Here is a 15,960-nt window from a genome sequence, read left to right as displayed (position 1 = left end):
AATGGAAAACAAAGCTAGAGTTAGCAATAAACTTAAGTCAGTGTTGAAAGGCAACACTATGATTTTTATTCTTGTAGGAGTAATGCTTTTGTTCGAAATCCTTATTAGAATTTCTGGACACGGCTCTTTGTTTGCTCCTGCAAACATCACAAACATTATTCGTCAGAATGCTTACGTAGCTATTCTTGCTACAGGTATGCTGCTTTGTATTCTTACCGGTGGTAACATCGATTTGTCTGTTGGTTCTGTAGTTGCCCTTGTTGGTGCTCTTGCAGGTGTATTCATTGTAAATCTTGGAATGCCTATCTGGCTTGCAATCTGTCTCTGTCTCCTTATGGGTACATTGATTGGTGCTTTCCATGGTTTCTTCATTGCTTATATCCACATTCCACCGTTCATCACTACCCTCGCTGGTATGCTTTTGTGGCGTGGTGTTGCAACAATCATCCTTGATGGTAAACCAATTGCTCCATTCCCACAGAAATATCTTAACCTTTTTGAAAGCTTCATCCCTAGCCCAAGTGATGAAACAATGGAAAAGTTCGGTGAACTTGATCTCTTTGATGAATGGGTAGATAAATATACTTTGATGGTAACTCTTATCATCACTCTCGTATGTATTCTTGCATTCGTAATTATGGAAATCATCAGCCGCCGCAAGAAGATTAAGAACAATTACACAGTTTCTTCAACAGGATCTTTTGTTTCTAAACTTGTAATTCTTTCAATCGTAATCTTGATTTTGGGTCAGTTCCTTGCACGTGACCGTGGTCTTCCAGTAGTTCTTATTCTGATGGGTGTAATCATCGCAGTATATTCATACTTCACACAGAATACAGTTCCTGGCCGCTACCTCTATGCAATTGGTGGTAACGCAAAGGCTGCTAAACTTTCTGGTGTAAACACAGATAACGTAATGTTCTTTGCTTACACAAACATGGGATTCATTTCTGCAGTTGCTGCTCTTGTAACAATTGCCCGCTTGAACTCTGCTCAGCCAACAGCCGGACAGAACTACGAAATGGATGCTATCGCTTCCTGCTTCATCGGAGGTGCTTCAGCTTATGGTGGAACAGGTACAGTTTCAGGTGCTGTAATCGGTGCTATCTTCATGGGTGTATTGAACAATGGTATGTCAATCCTCGGTGTAGATATGAACTGGCAGCGTGCTGTTAAGGGTCTGGTACTTCTTGGTGCTGTAATCTTTGACGTTGTTTCAAAGAGAAAGAAAACAAGCAAATAAATTGCCTATTAAAAGTTTCATTTAAGTCCTTCTTGTAAACTTTACTGCCGAAGTGTAAGACACTTCGGCAGTTTTTTGTTATAATATAGTTATGAATAAGTCTGAATTATTTGTTGAATTATATAATCGCTATGGTGCTGTAAAACGCGCACGGGGATGCTTTTTATATACAGCAAAAAATATGCGCGTAACTGACATGTATCAGGAAGAAGGCCGTGCAATTCTTGGCTGGGAAGGTGGAAGTGCTTTCACACTGATGAAGAACACTATTTCCCGCGGACAGACAGGAAGTTTTATCTGTGAAGATAAGCCATCATTAAAACTTCAGAAGGTAGTAAGCGAGCTGTTTGCTTCAGACAGAACAGTATTATGTTTTTCATCTCAAAAAGCAGCTTTAGCTGCAGGTCTTTCAATATTTCCGGAAGGTACAAGTGTTTACCGGCCATGGAATATTCAAAACGAAAAAATCAATATTTCAGAAATACCAGCTCTTATTCTGAGTCCTCCCCTTCCCTGGGCAGAAACAGTTTATCTTTTGGCCTTGGATACCAAAAAACTCAATGAGAATCCTGATGCTTTACTTCTTGTTCGCGGTGCAATTAAACTTCCTTTTGCAATGGAAGTAGCTTATACCCGTGCAATCTACAATCTGATAAAGGCACTCCAAGAACGTGAAGAAAAAAACTGGTTCATTTATGATCCTGTTCTTACAAAATACTGGGAACGCAGAGGCCCTTATCTTTTCCCTAAACTTCCAGAGGATGAATACCACAAGTTCGTACTTCACTGTCTGGATTGTGGAATATTGATAAGTCCAGAATATAATATTCCTTCTATAGTTCCTTTTGGTGCAGACAAGGGTGTTTTTACAAAATTAAAAAACTCACCTTTTGAGTATTAACAGTCGAAAATTACAATAGAAAGGGATAATTATATGGATCCACATATTTTATTGTTTATTATCAAACTGATTACCGGCGGAATAGTTGCTTTTCTCGCTATTCTTTTGATGTCCAAAAAACGGACAGCAGCCTGGTCTTTCATGGTTTCTGGATTTCTTCTAAACTATGCAGCTTTAGTATACGAACTATTGATTGAACTTGGTGTACTTACTGCCACAAAATACAATTTATGGGGAATTCCTGTTTCTACTTTAATCTGTGCCGTACTACCGGCTCTTTGCTATATAATAGCATTTATTATTATGCTTGCTAAACGGAATTAAGAAAATGACAAATATTGATGAATACTGGAATAAATTTATAAAAGATACTGGTCGCAGTGAAGAAGACCGCTGTGCCGGAGACTTAAACTTTGAAGCAAAAGGTTTTGTTGGTGATGAACTGATTACTCTTGTCCTCACAGACAGAAAAACTGCTTTTTTTACAAGCTGGGCTACTTATGCAATTGATCAGGAACCGCTTCCTGTTTCCGGGGAATTATATGTAGTTTTAGACCGCGCAGATAATCCTCGCTGTGTAATTGAAACTCAGAGTGTAGAAATTGTTCCTTTCAATGAAGTTACCTGGGAAATGGCTCGACTTGAAGGCGAAGACGAAGATCTTGGACAGTGGAAAGAAAGAAAACAGGAATATCTTGAAGATGAAGGTGCAGTTCTTGGTTTTGAATTCACACCAGATATAAAACTTGTTTTCCAGACTTTTAAGGTTGTGTATAAAGCCTAAAATTTACAATCCCTTATAAAGGAGTTAGAAGTGAAGAAATTAGCTATTATCTTTTTTTTAATATTTACTTTCTGCTTTACTCTTTCTGCTAAAGAAGATTTCTTCAGTTTTTCAGCAGGGCTTTCATCTGGAGTTCCAGTTTACGGAAGAAACTCTGTTGTTTCTACAGGTAGTGAAATAGAAAAAGGAAACAGAGTAATTCTTGGAAGTACAATAGCAGCAAATCTGAATGTCTTAAAGCAGATAAGTTTCTATCTTGGAAATGATATTCTCTGGGATATAACCTGGAATGCATCAGATAAATCAAGCAAACTTCATGTAAGTTTTCCTCTTGGAATAAAAATATATCCTGGAATCGGCGGATTAAATGCCGGACTTGCTTATACTCTTGGTTTTAGGGCAGATAATATTACGGTACAAGAACTTGGTGATTATAACGCTATTACACCATGGGGAAACGGCTTTAAGTTTCAGGTTGAATACAATTTTGCGCATGAAGGAAAATCTAAATACTATCCGAGTATAGGCGGCTACTGGAATCTGATGCCGCGTGGAAATAATTCTTATGATAATCTGATTGTGCTGTACGTGGCAGCAAACTTCTAAATAAATATTGTACACAGGACAAAAAAAATGACCGCTCAAAGCGGTCATTTTTTTTATTAGCGGGCGTATTCCACGATTCGTGTCTCGCGGATCATTGTAAGTCTTATTCTTCCAGGATATCGCAGGTCAGTTTCAATCTGTTTAGCGATATTTCTTGCAAGCTCTTTTACATCGCCATCGGCAATCTTTTCGTTATTAACGAGGATACGGAGCTCACGGCCGGCCTGAATAGCGTAAGCTTTTTCAACACCGTTGAAGCTTTCTGCAATCTGCTCAAGATTCTCAAGACGCTTAACGTAATTATCAATTGTTTCGCGGCGTGCACCAGGACGTGCAGCAGAAATTGCATCTGCAATCTGAACAACAACAGCTTCAAGTGATTCTGTTGGAACGTCGTTGTGGTGTGCTGCAATTGCATTAACAATAACTGGATTTTCACCCATCTTGCGTGCCATTTCAGCACCAACTTCTGCGTGGTTCTGATCGCTGTCTGTTTCAGCTCCCTTACCAATATCATGAAGAATAGCAGCGCGCTTGGCAACTTCGCGGTCTGCACCAATTTCTGCAGCAATCATGCTTGCAGCCATTGCAACTTCTTTAGAATGGTAAAGAACGTTCTGTCCGTAACTTGTACGGAAGTAAAGGCGTCCAAGAGCGCGGATTCCGTCGGTATTCATATTGTGGATACCAAGATCGAAAAGCGCACGTTCACCTTCTTCGTAAATCTTGTTCTGAATTTCGTGAGTAACCTTCTGAACAATTTCCTCGATTCTTGCCGGATGAATACGTCCGTCAGAAATAAGGCGTTCAAGAGATTCCTTTGCAATTTCCTTGCGAACCGGGTCAAAACAAGAGATTACAACAGCTTCTGGAGTATCATCAATAATAATATCTACACCAGTAAGAGTTTCAAGGGTACGGATGTTACGTCCTTCACGGCCGATAATACGTCCTTTCATCTCATCACTTGGTAATGATACTGTGGCTACTGTAATGTCACTGGTAGTTTCCGGCGCAATTCTCTGAATTGTGGTAACAAGAATGTCTTTTGCTTTCTTTTCTGCAGTAAGTTGAGCTTCCTGCTCGATTTTGTTGATAAGAGCCTGTGCATCATGACGAGCATCATTCTCAAGATTCTTGATAATCAAATCTTTTGCTTCCTGCTGAGAAAGTCCTGAGATTTTTTCAAGTTCCTGACGATAAAGCTCTTCCTGTTTAGAAAGTTCTTCTTCTCTTTTTACCATTGCAGCTTTCTTATCTGCAAGTTCTTTTTCGTTTTTTTCAAATTCCGCTGCACGCTGATCAAGGAGTTCTTCTTTCTTGTTTACCCTTGCCTCGAAGCGCTGCACTTCGGCTCTGCGTTCACGGTTTTCCCGCTCCTGCTGATTTCGTTCACGAATGAGCTCATCTTTTGCATTTAACAAAATTTCTTTTTTCTGTGCTTCTGCTTCCCGAATAGCGTCCTGTTTAACGCGCTCGGCTTTCTGTTCAGAAGCTGTTAATTGAAATCTGGCATAAATCCAGCGAATAATCCATCCAAGAACAATTCCAGCAACAGGGAGAACTATGTACAACACGATGTTCATACTTCACTCCTATTGAAAATTTTTAGAATAGTTCAAACTTAATAATACTATAAGAAGAGTCAGATGTCAAATTGAAAATATAGAGACACCTGTATCGCCTACATGCTAAAATCTTTACCAAGATAAATCTCGCGGGCTACTTCGCTTTCGAGAATCTGCTGCTTTGAGCCCTGAGTCATGATAGTTCCCTGATTTATGATAATTGCACGGTCTGTAATTTCAAGAGTATCGCGGACATTATGGTCTGTAATGAGGATTCCAATGCCTCTTTTTGCAAGAAGGCGGATCATGCTCTTGATATCAGCTACGGCAATAGGGTCAATTCCAGCAAAAGGCTCGTCCAAGAGAAGGAATTTCGGCTCCATGGCAAGGGAACGGGCAATTTCTGTACGGCGACGTTCACCACCAGACAAGGTAAAGGCCTTCTGCTTGCGGATGCGGCCAATAGAAAACTCTTCGATAAGTGATTCAAGCCGCTGTTTCTTTTCTTCTTTTGTAAGATCCTTACGGGTTTCAAGGATTGACCAGATATTTTCTTCTACTGTGAATTTTCTGAATACAGAAGGTTCCTGTGGAAGGTATGCAATTCCAAGACGGGCTCGTTTATACATAGGAAGTCCAGTTATTCGCTGATCATCAAGAAAAACCTCTCCCGCTGTAGGCTTATAAAAACCTACTACCATATAGAAAGTAGTTGTTTTTCCAGCACCGTTCGGACCGAGAAGCCCTAAAACCTCGCCCATCTGCATGGAAAATTCAACACCGCGGACAACTTTTTTGTGACCGAACTGTTTATAAAGACTGGTTACACGAAGAGTGTGGGTATCTGGAGTAATTATTTTTTCTTCAGCTGGAGTAATAATTATTCCCTCTGTTTCGTTGATTTCATTCTCCATCTTTTACCTCAGTTTTCTTCATTTCAAATTCTGTAGTCTGATTTTCTGTTTCAGGGTCTTTAGATTCCGGTTCAGACTCTGTTGTCTTAGGCTCTGGCTTTGATTCTTTTGTATCAGTTACCTTACCCTTTACATTTCCACCAAGAGTGATATCCTGAGTATCCATGTTTAAAGTGATATTCTGAGCTCTGAATACATCATCCTTCTGCTTTACCTGAGCATTTCCAGATAATTCAAGCAGCTGTGAATTTTTATAATAAACTGCATAAGAGCCAGAACAGACATTTTCTTTTTGGGTCAACTTTATTTGAATCTGAAGTACAGCAATTTCTGTATCCTGATTATATTCGATTATCTGAGCCTCTGCCCTTACATCATTATCTTTATCATCAAGTTTTACATTACCTTTAAGTAACGCAATTTTAGTGTTACGGTCATATTCAAGGGAATCACAGGTAAAATCCATGTGTGTTTCAAGATTTTTTCCAGAAATACTTCCAGTTGCTTTTATATAACGGTAATCATCTCCAGAAAGCTCTACATCTTCTGCCTGAATTTCCATTGTGTCAGTTTTGATGTAAGCATTTCCAGAAAGGGTTGTTGTTGTATTAGTATTTCCTGCCCTTCCCGTCATTCTGTTAGCAGAAAAGATGATTTTTTCAGCACACAAAGGCATCAGAAAAGAAAATAACAGAGAAAAAAAAGTCAGTTTATGTTTATTCAACTTTATTTGTATCATCAGAGGTCTCTATTGTACCGGTAATATTTCCTCGGAAAGAGAAAGTTTTACTAACTCCACTAGCAGAAAAACCACTTCCTCTCATTATTGTATCATCTTTTTCAATTTTTACCATATCGCTGCGGCCACTTGTGAGCTGTTCAGTTTTATCGTTCCATTTCAGCATATTAGCCTGAAAACGCATTTTTTCCGGCGCATTATACAGCTCTATATCATCATAAAGCTCATAGATTTTCTTTCCGGTATCAGCAAAAATAATACCGCAACTGCCTTCGGTCTCTGCCTTTCCTTCATCATCGTATGAAATAAAAGAAATATCTTTGCCGTAAGTTTCGTTGTTATTTTTGTATTGCTCAAGAGTTCCAGCCGTAACTTCCAGAGTAGGCTTCATATTTTCATAGCGAACTAGTTTTGTATCTTCAAATACAAATTCTGGAACCTTATCTTCAGCATTTACGGTCTCGGCATATTTGAGAGAACAGGAGAATGATAAAACTGTAATCAGGAAAACACTAAAAATCCTGTTTGATTTTTTCAAGATCCTTACCCTTGTCTTTTTCACGAATCTCAACACGTCTGATCTTTCCGCTTATAGTCTTAGGCAGTTCATTTACGAATTCATAAATTCGAGGAATCTTATACATTGCAGTGTTTTCTTTTGCAAAGGTAGAGATTTCAACTTCCATTTCTTTCTTGTCTTTGTCTGCATAAGCAGGAACAAGAACAATAGTAGCTTTTACAATCTGACCACGTTTTGCATCTTCAACACCAGTAACGGCACATTCCATAACAGCAGGATGCTTCTGGAGAACTGACTCAACCTCGAACGGACTGATTCGGTAGCCTGACGATTTAATAATATCATCCTTTCGGCCGACAAACCAGATATAACCGTCATCATCGCGATAAACATTATCACCAGTATGATAGAAACCACCGTCAAAGGCTTCAGCGGTAAGAGAAATATCCTTGTGATAACCGGTAAGGAGTCCATAAGGGTGGCCCTGATCTACATGAATACAAAGTTCACCTACTTCTCCATTTGGAACAGGCTTATCGTTTGGATTTAAGATTTCTACATCATAAGCAGGAGAAGGACGTCCCATAGAACCAGGTTTTACAGGAGAATCCATAAAGTTTCCACAGATAACTGCTGATTCAGACTGACCATAACCTTCGTAGATACGCTTTCCAGTCTGTTCAAGCCACTTATCGTAAACTTCACCATTCAAAGCTTCACCGGCAGTTGAGAAACGCTGACACTTGCTGAGATCGTATTTAGAAAGATCCTGACGAACAAGGAAGCGGTAAACAGTTGGAGGTGCACAGAAAGTTGTAAGGCCGTATTTTGAAATAAGAGTAAGCATCTTATCCGGCTTGAGCATGTTCATATCATAAACGAACTGTGCAGTACCGCAGATCCACTGACCGTAGATTTTACCCCAGCTTGCTTTAGCCCAACCGGTTTCTGCAATTGTAAGATGAAGACCATCGTCTACAACACAGTGCCAGTATTTTGCAGTAATAATATGTCCAATAGGATAAGTAAAATCGTGAAGAACCATTTTTGGATAACCCGAAGTACCAGATGTAAAGTACATAAGCATAGGGTCATTGTTATGAGTTGCAGCTTCTCCTACAGGACGAGGGAATTCTGGATCGATTTTTTCATATTCTTCGTGGAAATTTACCCAGCCTTCGCGGCTTGGTCCAACTGTTACAAGATACTGAACAGAAGGTGATTTTTCCATTGCCTTTTCGATTTCTTCCTGAACATGTGGATTATCATATGAAATAATCATTTTAACATCAGCAGCATTAGTGCGGTATTCAATATCAGTTTTCAAAAGCTGATCTGAAGCTGCAATTGCAACAGCACCAATTCTGTGAAGAGCTGGAAGAAGGAACCACCATTCATAACGACGGCGGAGCATAAGCATTACCATATCACCCTTTTTAATTCCTTTGAGGGTGAGCCAGTATGCAGCTCTTTTTGATTCACGGGAAATATCAGCAAAAGTAAAAACCTTTGCTTCATCTGAATTATCATCTATCCATACAAGAGCTCTTTTTTCAGGAGTCTCACGTGCATAGCGGTCTACAATATCATATGCAAAATTAAAATCTTCTGGAGCTGTAAGACGGCAGTTTGCCTTAAGGTCTTCATAGGAAGTATATTCGCGATAATCTTTAATATATTCATGGGCAAGATTCATTGTGCCACCTCTAAAAAAAACTATCCCCTATTATGACAGTTATGATATTTTTGTCAATGACTGTAGTTTATTAAAGAACAGAAAACGTGTAGCAGTTCCTATCCTTTAATAATATCTTGAAATTTGATAATATTTGTACAATTTTATGAGTGAACTCTGTTATAATTGTTTTAAACCAAAATCAGCATGTCTCTGCTCTTACACAAAAGAAATTGATCCCGGCATTAAATTTGTTTTATTGATGCATCAAAAAGAAGCAAAAAGACAGCGCACTGGTACAGGCCACATTGCAAAGATTTCTCTAAAGGATTCTGAAATTCTTGTAGGTTTTGAATTTGAACATAATAAAAGACTTCAGGAGCTGCTTTCAGATCCTCAGTATTTTCCAGTTATGATGTATCCGGGAGAAGAAGCCTGGACTGCAAAAAAAGAAGGCTTTGGAGATGTATTAAAAGGAAAAAAGCTTCTTGTTCTGATTCTTGATTCTACCTGGTTTTGTGCGCGTAAGCTGATCGAACATAATCCTTTTTTACTGAAACTTCCACGACTTTCGTTTTATGGAGATTACCGTTCTATCTTTACATTCAAGCATGAACCGCGCCCAGAATATATTTCTACTATAGAAAGCTGTTATTATCTGATTAAAGAAATGCAGGAGAACGGACTTTGTCCGGCAGATGTTGATCCGGAACCTATGATGAATGCATTTAAGCAAATGATTAAGTTTCAGCTGCAGGCAGAAAATGAACGTATTCTTGGAATAAGGCCGAACAGTCACAGCTATGATGCAAAGTATAATAAGCTGAGAGAAATTCCGACCTTTGACTAATTATACGGTTTTGTTCCCGTTGGCACATACTCGCCATTAACTGCACCAAGCATTGCCTTTAATGAATAATCGCAACGCCAGCTGTAGCCAAGGAGAATTGAATCTGCCCACTGAAGTTTTTCTGTAAGTGTCGGAGTCATATTACAGAGAATTACAACTTTCTTACCCGACCCCTTAAAATATTCAGCAATCTTCACATGATTTTCGCTTGAAACACTGATGATTACAGTGTCATATCCAGGTGCAACAGACGGAAGGTTATCAAGAACCCACTGAGTTTCGTTAGGACCAGTTTCGTATGTGTAATGGAACTCGCCTGCATCTGGCCAGCGCTGTTTTCCGGCTTTGAAGAAACTTGTAAGAGACCCCATCAAAAGAACGCGGCCAGCTTTATCTGCAGTAAGAGGAAGACTTCCTTGCTTTTCTACAGTAACAGAACGACATGCCTGTTCAAGGAAGAATTTTTCTCCTTCACGGTCAGGAATATGAGAATCAATTGTATTTGGATCTGGATAAAGAGGTGCCGCATTACCAGACTTAAAATAATCAAGTTTTGCCTTTATTACACGACAGGCAGCATCTTTTACACGCTCGCGGAAATTCTTATCCAGAGTCATCAGCTCAAGATTCTTATACCAGAGCGCTTCATTAAGTTTTGCAGTTGTTGATGAAAGAATGATATCGTTACCTGCTTCCAGTGCCATCTTAAAGGCATTAGACATAGTTCCCGCATAAACGGTTGCACCAACCATCATCATATCATCAGTGATAATAAGACCTTCATAACCAAGCTGATTTCTCAAAAGATCTGTAAGGAAATAATGAGAAAGCGAAGCTGGTGCACCTGAAGTTTCAATAAGCGGGAAGCTCAAGTGACCAGACATAACTGCAGGCACTTTTTCTTTTATGAGATAAAGATATGGTGTAAGTTCGCGGCTTTTAAAAGTATTAAAATCAATATTGATTACAGGAAGTTTTCCGTGAGAGTCCAGGCTTGTATCGCCATGTCCAGGGAAATGTTTTGCTGTTGAAAGAACTCCGGCTGCTTCTGAACCTGAAACAAAAGCGGCTCCAAGAATTCCGGTTTTATCAGGATCATCACCAAAAGAACGTGTACCTATAATAGAAGAATCATGATCTGTAAAAAGATCTACAGTTGGCGCAAAGTTCATATTGATGCCGAGAGTTTTAATCTCACGGCTTATATAATAGGCAGATTTCCAGGAATCAACGGGATAACCACCAGCACCAATTGCCATATTACCCGGAGTGATAGAAGTATCGCCCTTTACATGGCGAATCCACCCACCTTCTTGATCAGTTGCTACAAATAATGGAATCTGAAAACGTCCTTCTGCTGCTTCATGCTGTAAACTGGAAACTGATTTTGCAACAAGATAAATATCATCTGTGTTCCAGCCAAAAACTTTAACACTGCCAAGGCCTCGTTCTACCCACTGATATAAAAGCTCAGGAGGTTCTGCACCTGCCCAGCCAAACATAAAGGTTTGAGAAAGGAGTTCTGCATCAGTCATTTCATCAGTAATCTGACGCGCTAACTGATCATTTGGCATTTGAGTCCAGAAATTTACAGAATTCCTTTCATTCTGAGACCAGAGAAAATTACAGCCGGCAGCGGCAAGAAGTACAGCAAGAAGTAGACGTCGTTTAAGCATTTCTGATTCTTTCGCTGGCTACATGAGCAGCGATTGCTCCATCTGAAACTGCTGTAACTACCTGACGGAACGGCTTGCTGCGTACATCTCCGGCAGCAAAAAGACCAGGTACAGAAGTTTCCATATTTTCATCAGTAATAATATATCCGGCAGGATCCTTTGGAAGCATGTCTACAAGCTCTGTCTGAGGAAGCATTCCGGTAAAGATAAATACTGCATCTGTTGTAAGCTCTGTCTGTTCTCCTGTTTTTACATTTTCTACAATAACAGACTGAACACGTCCTTCGCCCTTAATTTCTTTTACAACTGAATCGTAAACAGGCTTTACTCCGGCATTAAGCATTTTGTCGATAACAGCCTGCTGAGCACGGAACTTATCGCGGCGATGAATAATTGAAACATCGCTTGAAAGAGTTGAAAGATAGATTGCTTCACTGCAGGCAGAATCTCCTCCTCCTACAACAACAATCTTTTTATTTCTGAAGAATGGACCATCACATGTAGCACAGTAAGATACACCACGACCAGAAAGTTCTTTCTCGCCTGGAACTTCAAGATTTCTGTGAATAGCACCGGTAGCAATACAAAGACAGGTTGCTTCATAAGCAGCCTTCTTAGTTTTAATCATAAAATTGCCGCCAGTTTTATCTATAGAAATAACCTGTGCCTGAACAACCTTTGCACCAAAAGCTTCTGCCTGTTTCTGCATAGTCATCATATAAGTAGCGCCATCAACAGCTGGGAATACTCCCGGATAATTTTCCAGTTCAGATATCTGGAGAACCTGTCCACCAGCGCCCGCAACATCAAGCACAAGAACAGAAAGTCCGCCTCTAGCAGCATACTGTGCAGAAGCAAGCCCCGCACAACCAGCACCAATAATTACATAATCGAATTTTTCGCAGTCTATATTTTCCATAGATACCTCAATTGTAACAAAATTTATGCTATTACTCTAGCATATTGCGGCCAGCAGTTTGGAGTATATAATCTCTATACAGGAGTGTCAATAGATTGTGCACAATCTAATTTATATTATTCAGATAAAAATCTCTTTTTATTTCAAGAAATTCCTGTAAACGTTCCAGCAGAGTAAACAGATTTGCACGGTCTTCAAACTCTGCCCTATGTACTGGAAGTGGCACAGTTTTCATTTTGTTTCGGATTTCTTCAAGCTCTGTGAGCAAAGATTGAACATCATTATCCTTGTGATATTCAACAGAAACCTTTTCCAGAAAATCAGCAACCATCTGAGCTGTTCCAGGAACAGTTTTTATATGACGCACACATTTGAACATTTCATACAGAACTTTTGTCTGATTTTCGCGCATTAAAAGATAACGGGTATCAAAAGTATCACGACTTGTAAACTGATTATTGAAGTTTTCTTCTGCCTGTTTTTTGGCAATAAAAAGATTTTGATTTAAGGAATCAAAACAGGTTCCGTCATAATCTGCAAAAGAAGGATTGAGAATGCGAAGTGACATACGGTGTAATACAAGCTTTATTTTTTCATCAGTCTGATTTTTCAGTTCTTCGATATAATCTGTTTTTTTATGTAAAAAGATATTTACAAGTATGCCAAAACCAACTCCGACAACAAACAGAAGTACTTCATTTAGGATTTCTGACGGACCAGTTTTTCCCAGACTTAAGAAATGTGAAATCAAAACTGAATCCATTGCCATGGAAGAAATCCAGCCGCGCCACTGACAGATTAAAATAAAAACAGCAAGGTAAATAAAGAAAACCGGAACAGTAAAACCACAGAAATTAAACAGCAAGCCGGAGATAACAAGTGCAACGGCAAAAGCCAGAAAACGAGAAAAAGCAGTTTTTAAGGTTTCCTTTTTTGTAGGTTGAACAGAGAGGATTGCAACAATTCCTGCCGATACAGCAAACTCCAGTTTTAATAAACGGGCTATAAGAATTGCCATAACTGCTGCAAATGTAATTTTCAAAGTGTTCAAGAAAATCTGCTTCATTCTATCTACCAGTTTATTATTCCATTGCTTTACTTATAGCTTGCAGAAGTTCTGACTTCATATCATGTCCATATTCCCAATACATAATTCCTGCAAGCTGATTTTCTTTAACATAGGCTGCAGCGGCTTTCATAAACTTTTCAGATGGATAATTTACAAAAATCTTTTCTTTTGAATTATATCTGTAAGACTGTTTTGATATTTCATCAAAATAATCTTCAAAGCCGACGCTAAATTTTGTTTCCAATTCTGTGTAATCAAAATTACCAAGAAATACACCCTTTTTCTGGAATAAACCGTGTGTTCCGTTATCAACAATACCACTCCAGGCAAAACCATAGGTTGGAACACCAAGGACTATTTTTTCTGCAGGAATTCCTTTTTTAATGTAAAGCTTAAAACAGGTATCTGAACTCCAGCCTACTGGATCATAAGGATTGGTATACAGACTTGCATTAAAGCCTGTTGTATCAGTCCAATCTCCATAATAGTCATAACACATAAGATTTATATAATCACAAATCCTGCTTACTGCTTTTACATTATTTTTTTCTATAAACCACATATTAGATGGAATTGCTGTAGTTAGAATAAATTGTTTGCCGGTTAATTTTTCTTCACCATCTAAAGCTTTTTTCAGATCTTCAAGAAGGTAAACATAATTCTCTTTGTCCTTTGGACTGGATTTTATTGGCTGTCCCCAGTCTGGACCAACAGGAAACTCCCAGTCTATATCTACACCATTTAAATCCATTTCTTTAATGAGTTTTAATGTACTTTGAACAAAAACGCTGCGTTTCTTCTCATTACTTGCCGCATCAGAAAAACCTTCTGCACCCCATCCGCCTATTGAAATGTTAATTCGTAAATCAGGATATATCTCATGGAGTTTTGCAATCTGCTTTTTTATATATTCTTTATTCTCTAACTGAACCTGTCCTTTTCTATCTATATGTGCAAAAGAAATATTCAGATCCGTAAGCAAGTTGCCTTTTATATCTTCTGCTTTCCAATATTGTCCATTATCCAATTCCCATGTACTTCGAATGTACGCCAGTTTTACTTTTTTCATCGACTTTGCCTCTGCATTAAACAGACATAAAATAAGAATTAAAATACCAATTATCTTTTTCATTATATAAATTATAACACAGATTCATTGCTTTGTGGAAACTAACAAATTGGAACCTGCTATGTTGTTATTGTAAATTTTATTGTGTAGAATAAAAACATAGGAGGATTAAAAATGCCATTAGTAAAAGTTGAATTAAGAAAAGGAAAGAGCGCAGAGTTTAAGAAGACTGTCCTCGAAAGCATTCACACAGGTCTCATCAGTTCACTTGGAATTGAAGACTGGGACAGATTCCAGAGAATCATCGAAATTGAACCTGAAGATTTTGAAACAGCTTCAGGTAAAACTGATAATTTTATGATTATCGAACTGACAATTTTCCCGGGTCGTACAAAAGAACAGAAAAAGAATGCTATTGAAATGATTACAGCAAATCTGAATAAAAATCTTAATATAGAACCAACTGATATTTTTATTATTATGAATGAAACTCCTCTTGAAAACTGGGGTATGGGAGGCAGACAGAAATGTTAGAACTCAAATTAAAATTGCGTTAGCGCGAGGACTGTGATCGTTCACGAAAGGCGGATATAGCAGCCTCACACGAAACGAAGTTCGTGTGAGGAAACGCCCTAAAAATTATTCACTAATTCACGACACAACATCACAAGATTATAACGGATACCTTTGCGACTATTCCATGAACGGGTATCCCAATCATCATGCGAAACGTCATCGCCACCATAAATGATGGCTGCATAATCAAACTTGCGGAACTGTGCAATGGCAATACAACCAGCCTGCTCCATCTCAACGATTTTTGCACCTTCTGCTTTACGCTGTTCTACGAGAGCTTTTGTTTCACGGAACATTGCATCTGTAGTCCAGGTAATTCCAGTAAGATATGAAATCTTATGTTCATCAAGATAATCTGTTACTTTTTTTGTAACAGCCTTATCTGTATAAATATATCGGGACGGATCAATATAGTGATATGAAAAACCTTCATCGCGGATTGCACCTTCTACAACAAGCAGTTCTCCAACTTTGATTGACTTATCAAGTACACCACCACCGCCGCAGAACATAACTTTTGTAAGACCGCAGGCAGCGAAGACTTCGAGATTTCCTGCACAGGCAGGACAGCCAACATAACCGAGTGTAATGAGAATATCTGGGGCATCGGTGAAACGGTAAATATCAACCGGATTTTCACCACCAAACTGACGCTCAATTTCAATAAGTCCGTCCTTTTTTAGAGACTCCATGACCTCTGGAAAGAAAGTAATAATCAGTTTGTCCGTTTTAAACTTCTCAAGATTCCATTTGAATGGATTAACAACTGCATCCTGGTCTGAATCAAATTCCAGTACCGGATATTCACTAGCTCGTACCATGGCAAACCTCCTGTACACATTTTAATTTCT

17 protein-coding genes are annotated in these 15,960 nt (G+C 38.8%); 7 read left to right on the top strand and 10 right to left on the bottom strand.

Going from position 1 to position 15,960, the window contains the following annotated elements; genetic code table 11:
• The first annotated feature begins 1 nt into the window (after position 1).
• The 5 genes from mmsB (at position 2) to BMY21_RS06755 (ending at position 3,534) form a co-directional block, all read left to right on the top strand.
• The gene (gene mmsB, locus BMY21_RS06775) at positions 2–1,243 is read left to right on the top strand and encodes a multiple monosaccharide ABC transporter permease (RefSeq protein ID WP_074642113.1); all 1,242 of its coding nucleotides are present in this window, start codon (positions 2–4) and stop codon (positions 1,241–1,243) included.
• 91 nt (positions 1,244–1,334) lie between these two features.
• A complete protein-coding gene (locus BMY21_RS06770) occupies positions 1,335–2,144 on the top strand; it encodes a hypothetical protein (protein ID WP_074642112.1) in 810 nt (269 codons plus the stop codon).
• Between the two features lie 33 nt (positions 2,145–2,177).
• The gene (locus tag BMY21_RS06765; RefSeq protein WP_074642110.1) at positions 2,178–2,468 is read left to right on the top strand and encodes a hypothetical protein; all 291 of its coding nucleotides are present in this window, start codon (positions 2,178–2,180) and stop codon (positions 2,466–2,468) included.
• Between the two features lie 4 nt (positions 2,469–2,472).
• Positions 2,473–2,928: an ASCH domain-containing protein gene (locus tag BMY21_RS06760; protein WP_074642108.1), complete on the top strand. Its 456-nt coding sequence runs from the start codon at positions 2,473–2,475 to the stop codon at positions 2,926–2,928.
• Between the two features lie 30 nt (positions 2,929–2,958).
• Positions 2,959–3,534 carry a hypothetical protein gene (locus tag BMY21_RS06755; RefSeq protein ID WP_074642106.1) on the top strand — a complete coding sequence of 192 codons (576 nt, stop codon included), beginning with the start codon at positions 2,959–2,961 and terminating at the stop codon, positions 3,532–3,534.
• A gap of 56 nt (positions 3,535–3,590) precedes the next feature.
• Here BMY21_RS06755 and rny read toward each other — a convergent pair whose 3' ends face one another.
• From rny to BMY21_RS06730, 5 genes are all read right to left on the bottom strand, one after another.
• Complete coding sequence (gene rny / locus BMY21_RS06750) at positions 3,591–5,120, bottom strand: ribonuclease Y (RefSeq protein ID WP_074642104.1); 1,530 nt, start codon at positions 5,118–5,120, stop codon at positions 3,591–3,593.
• 98 nt (positions 5,121–5,218) lie between these two features.
• Complete coding sequence (lptB, locus tag BMY21_RS06745; protein ID WP_083379765.1) at positions 5,219–6,016, bottom strand: LPS export ABC transporter ATP-binding protein; 798 nt, start codon at positions 6,014–6,016, stop codon at positions 5,219–5,221.
• Complete coding sequence (locus BMY21_RS06740; RefSeq protein WP_083379789.1) at positions 6,006–6,692, bottom strand: LptA/OstA family protein; 687 nt, start codon at positions 6,690–6,692, stop codon at positions 6,006–6,008. The genes lptB and BMY21_RS06740 overlap by 11 nt, the downstream gene beginning before the upstream one ends.
• Before the next feature lie 40 nt (positions 6,693–6,732).
• On the bottom strand, positions 6,733–7,293 hold the full coding sequence (lptC, locus tag BMY21_RS06735; protein ID WP_074642100.1) for an LPS export ABC transporter periplasmic protein LptC: 561 nt from the start codon (positions 7,291–7,293) through the stop codon (positions 6,733–6,735).
• Positions 7,268–8,971 (bottom strand): AMP-binding protein, encoded by a 1,704-nt coding sequence (locus tag BMY21_RS06730; RefSeq protein ID WP_074642098.1) that lies wholly within the window; start codon positions 8,969–8,971, stop codon positions 7,268–7,270. The genes lptC and BMY21_RS06730 overlap by 26 nt, the downstream gene beginning before the upstream one ends.
• A 145-nt stretch (positions 8,972–9,116) precedes the next feature.
• Here BMY21_RS06730 and BMY21_RS06725 point away from each other — a divergent pair, with 145 nt between their 5' ends.
• Positions 9,117–9,800 carry a tRNA-uridine aminocarboxypropyltransferase gene (locus BMY21_RS06725; RefSeq protein ID WP_074642096.1) on the top strand — a complete coding sequence of 228 codons (684 nt, stop codon included), beginning with the start codon at positions 9,117–9,119 and terminating at the stop codon, positions 9,798–9,800.
• Here the strand turns inward: BMY21_RS06725 and BMY21_RS06720 are convergent.
• From BMY21_RS06720 to BMY21_RS06705, 4 genes are all read right to left on the bottom strand, one after another.
• Complete coding sequence (locus BMY21_RS06720) at positions 9,797–11,476, bottom strand: glycoside hydrolase family 3 protein (RefSeq protein ID WP_074642095.1); 1,680 nt, start codon at positions 11,474–11,476, stop codon at positions 9,797–9,799. The two genes, BMY21_RS06725 and BMY21_RS06720, sit on opposite strands and share 4 nt — an antisense overlap.
• On the bottom strand, positions 11,469–12,395 hold the full coding sequence (gene trxB / locus BMY21_RS06715; protein WP_074642093.1) for a thioredoxin-disulfide reductase: 927 nt from the start codon (positions 12,393–12,395) through the stop codon (positions 11,469–11,471). Before trxB ends, BMY21_RS06720 begins: the two co-directional genes overlap by 8 nt.
• Positions 12,396–12,501: 106 nt before the next feature.
• Positions 12,502–13,461, bottom strand: coding sequence for an aromatic acid exporter family protein (locus BMY21_RS06710; RefSeq protein WP_074642091.1), 960 nt, complete (start codon positions 13,459–13,461; stop codon positions 12,502–12,504).
• Between the two features lie 16 nt (positions 13,462–13,477).
• Positions 13,478–14,596, bottom strand: a complete 1,119-nt coding sequence (locus BMY21_RS06705; RefSeq protein WP_074642089.1) for a glycoside hydrolase family 18 protein — start codon at positions 14,594–14,596, stop codon at positions 13,478–13,480.
• A 111-nt stretch (positions 14,597–14,707) separates the two neighbouring features.
• Between BMY21_RS06705 and BMY21_RS06700 the strand changes: the two genes are divergently transcribed.
• Positions 14,708–15,067, top strand: coding sequence for a tautomerase family protein (locus BMY21_RS06700; RefSeq protein WP_074642087.1), 360 nt, complete (start codon positions 14,708–14,710; stop codon positions 15,065–15,067).
• Between the two features lie 98 nt (positions 15,068–15,165).
• On the opposite strand, the gene BMY21_RS06695 is transcribed toward BMY21_RS06700, so the two are convergent.
• On the bottom strand, positions 15,166–15,930 hold the full coding sequence (locus BMY21_RS06695; protein WP_074642085.1) for a nucleoside phosphorylase: 765 nt from the start codon (positions 15,928–15,930) through the stop codon (positions 15,166–15,168).
• Positions 15,931–15,960: the final 30 nt, after the last annotated feature.

It is taken from the genome of Treponema bryantii (assembly GCF_900111035.1).
In the GTDB taxonomy this organism is placed as follows: Bacteria; Spirochaetota; Spirochaetia; order Treponematales; family Treponemataceae; genus Treponema_D; species Treponema_D bryantii_C.
The sequence above is the reverse complement of the archived record's forward strand: the minus strand, read 5'-3'. Positions and strand labels throughout refer to the sequence as shown.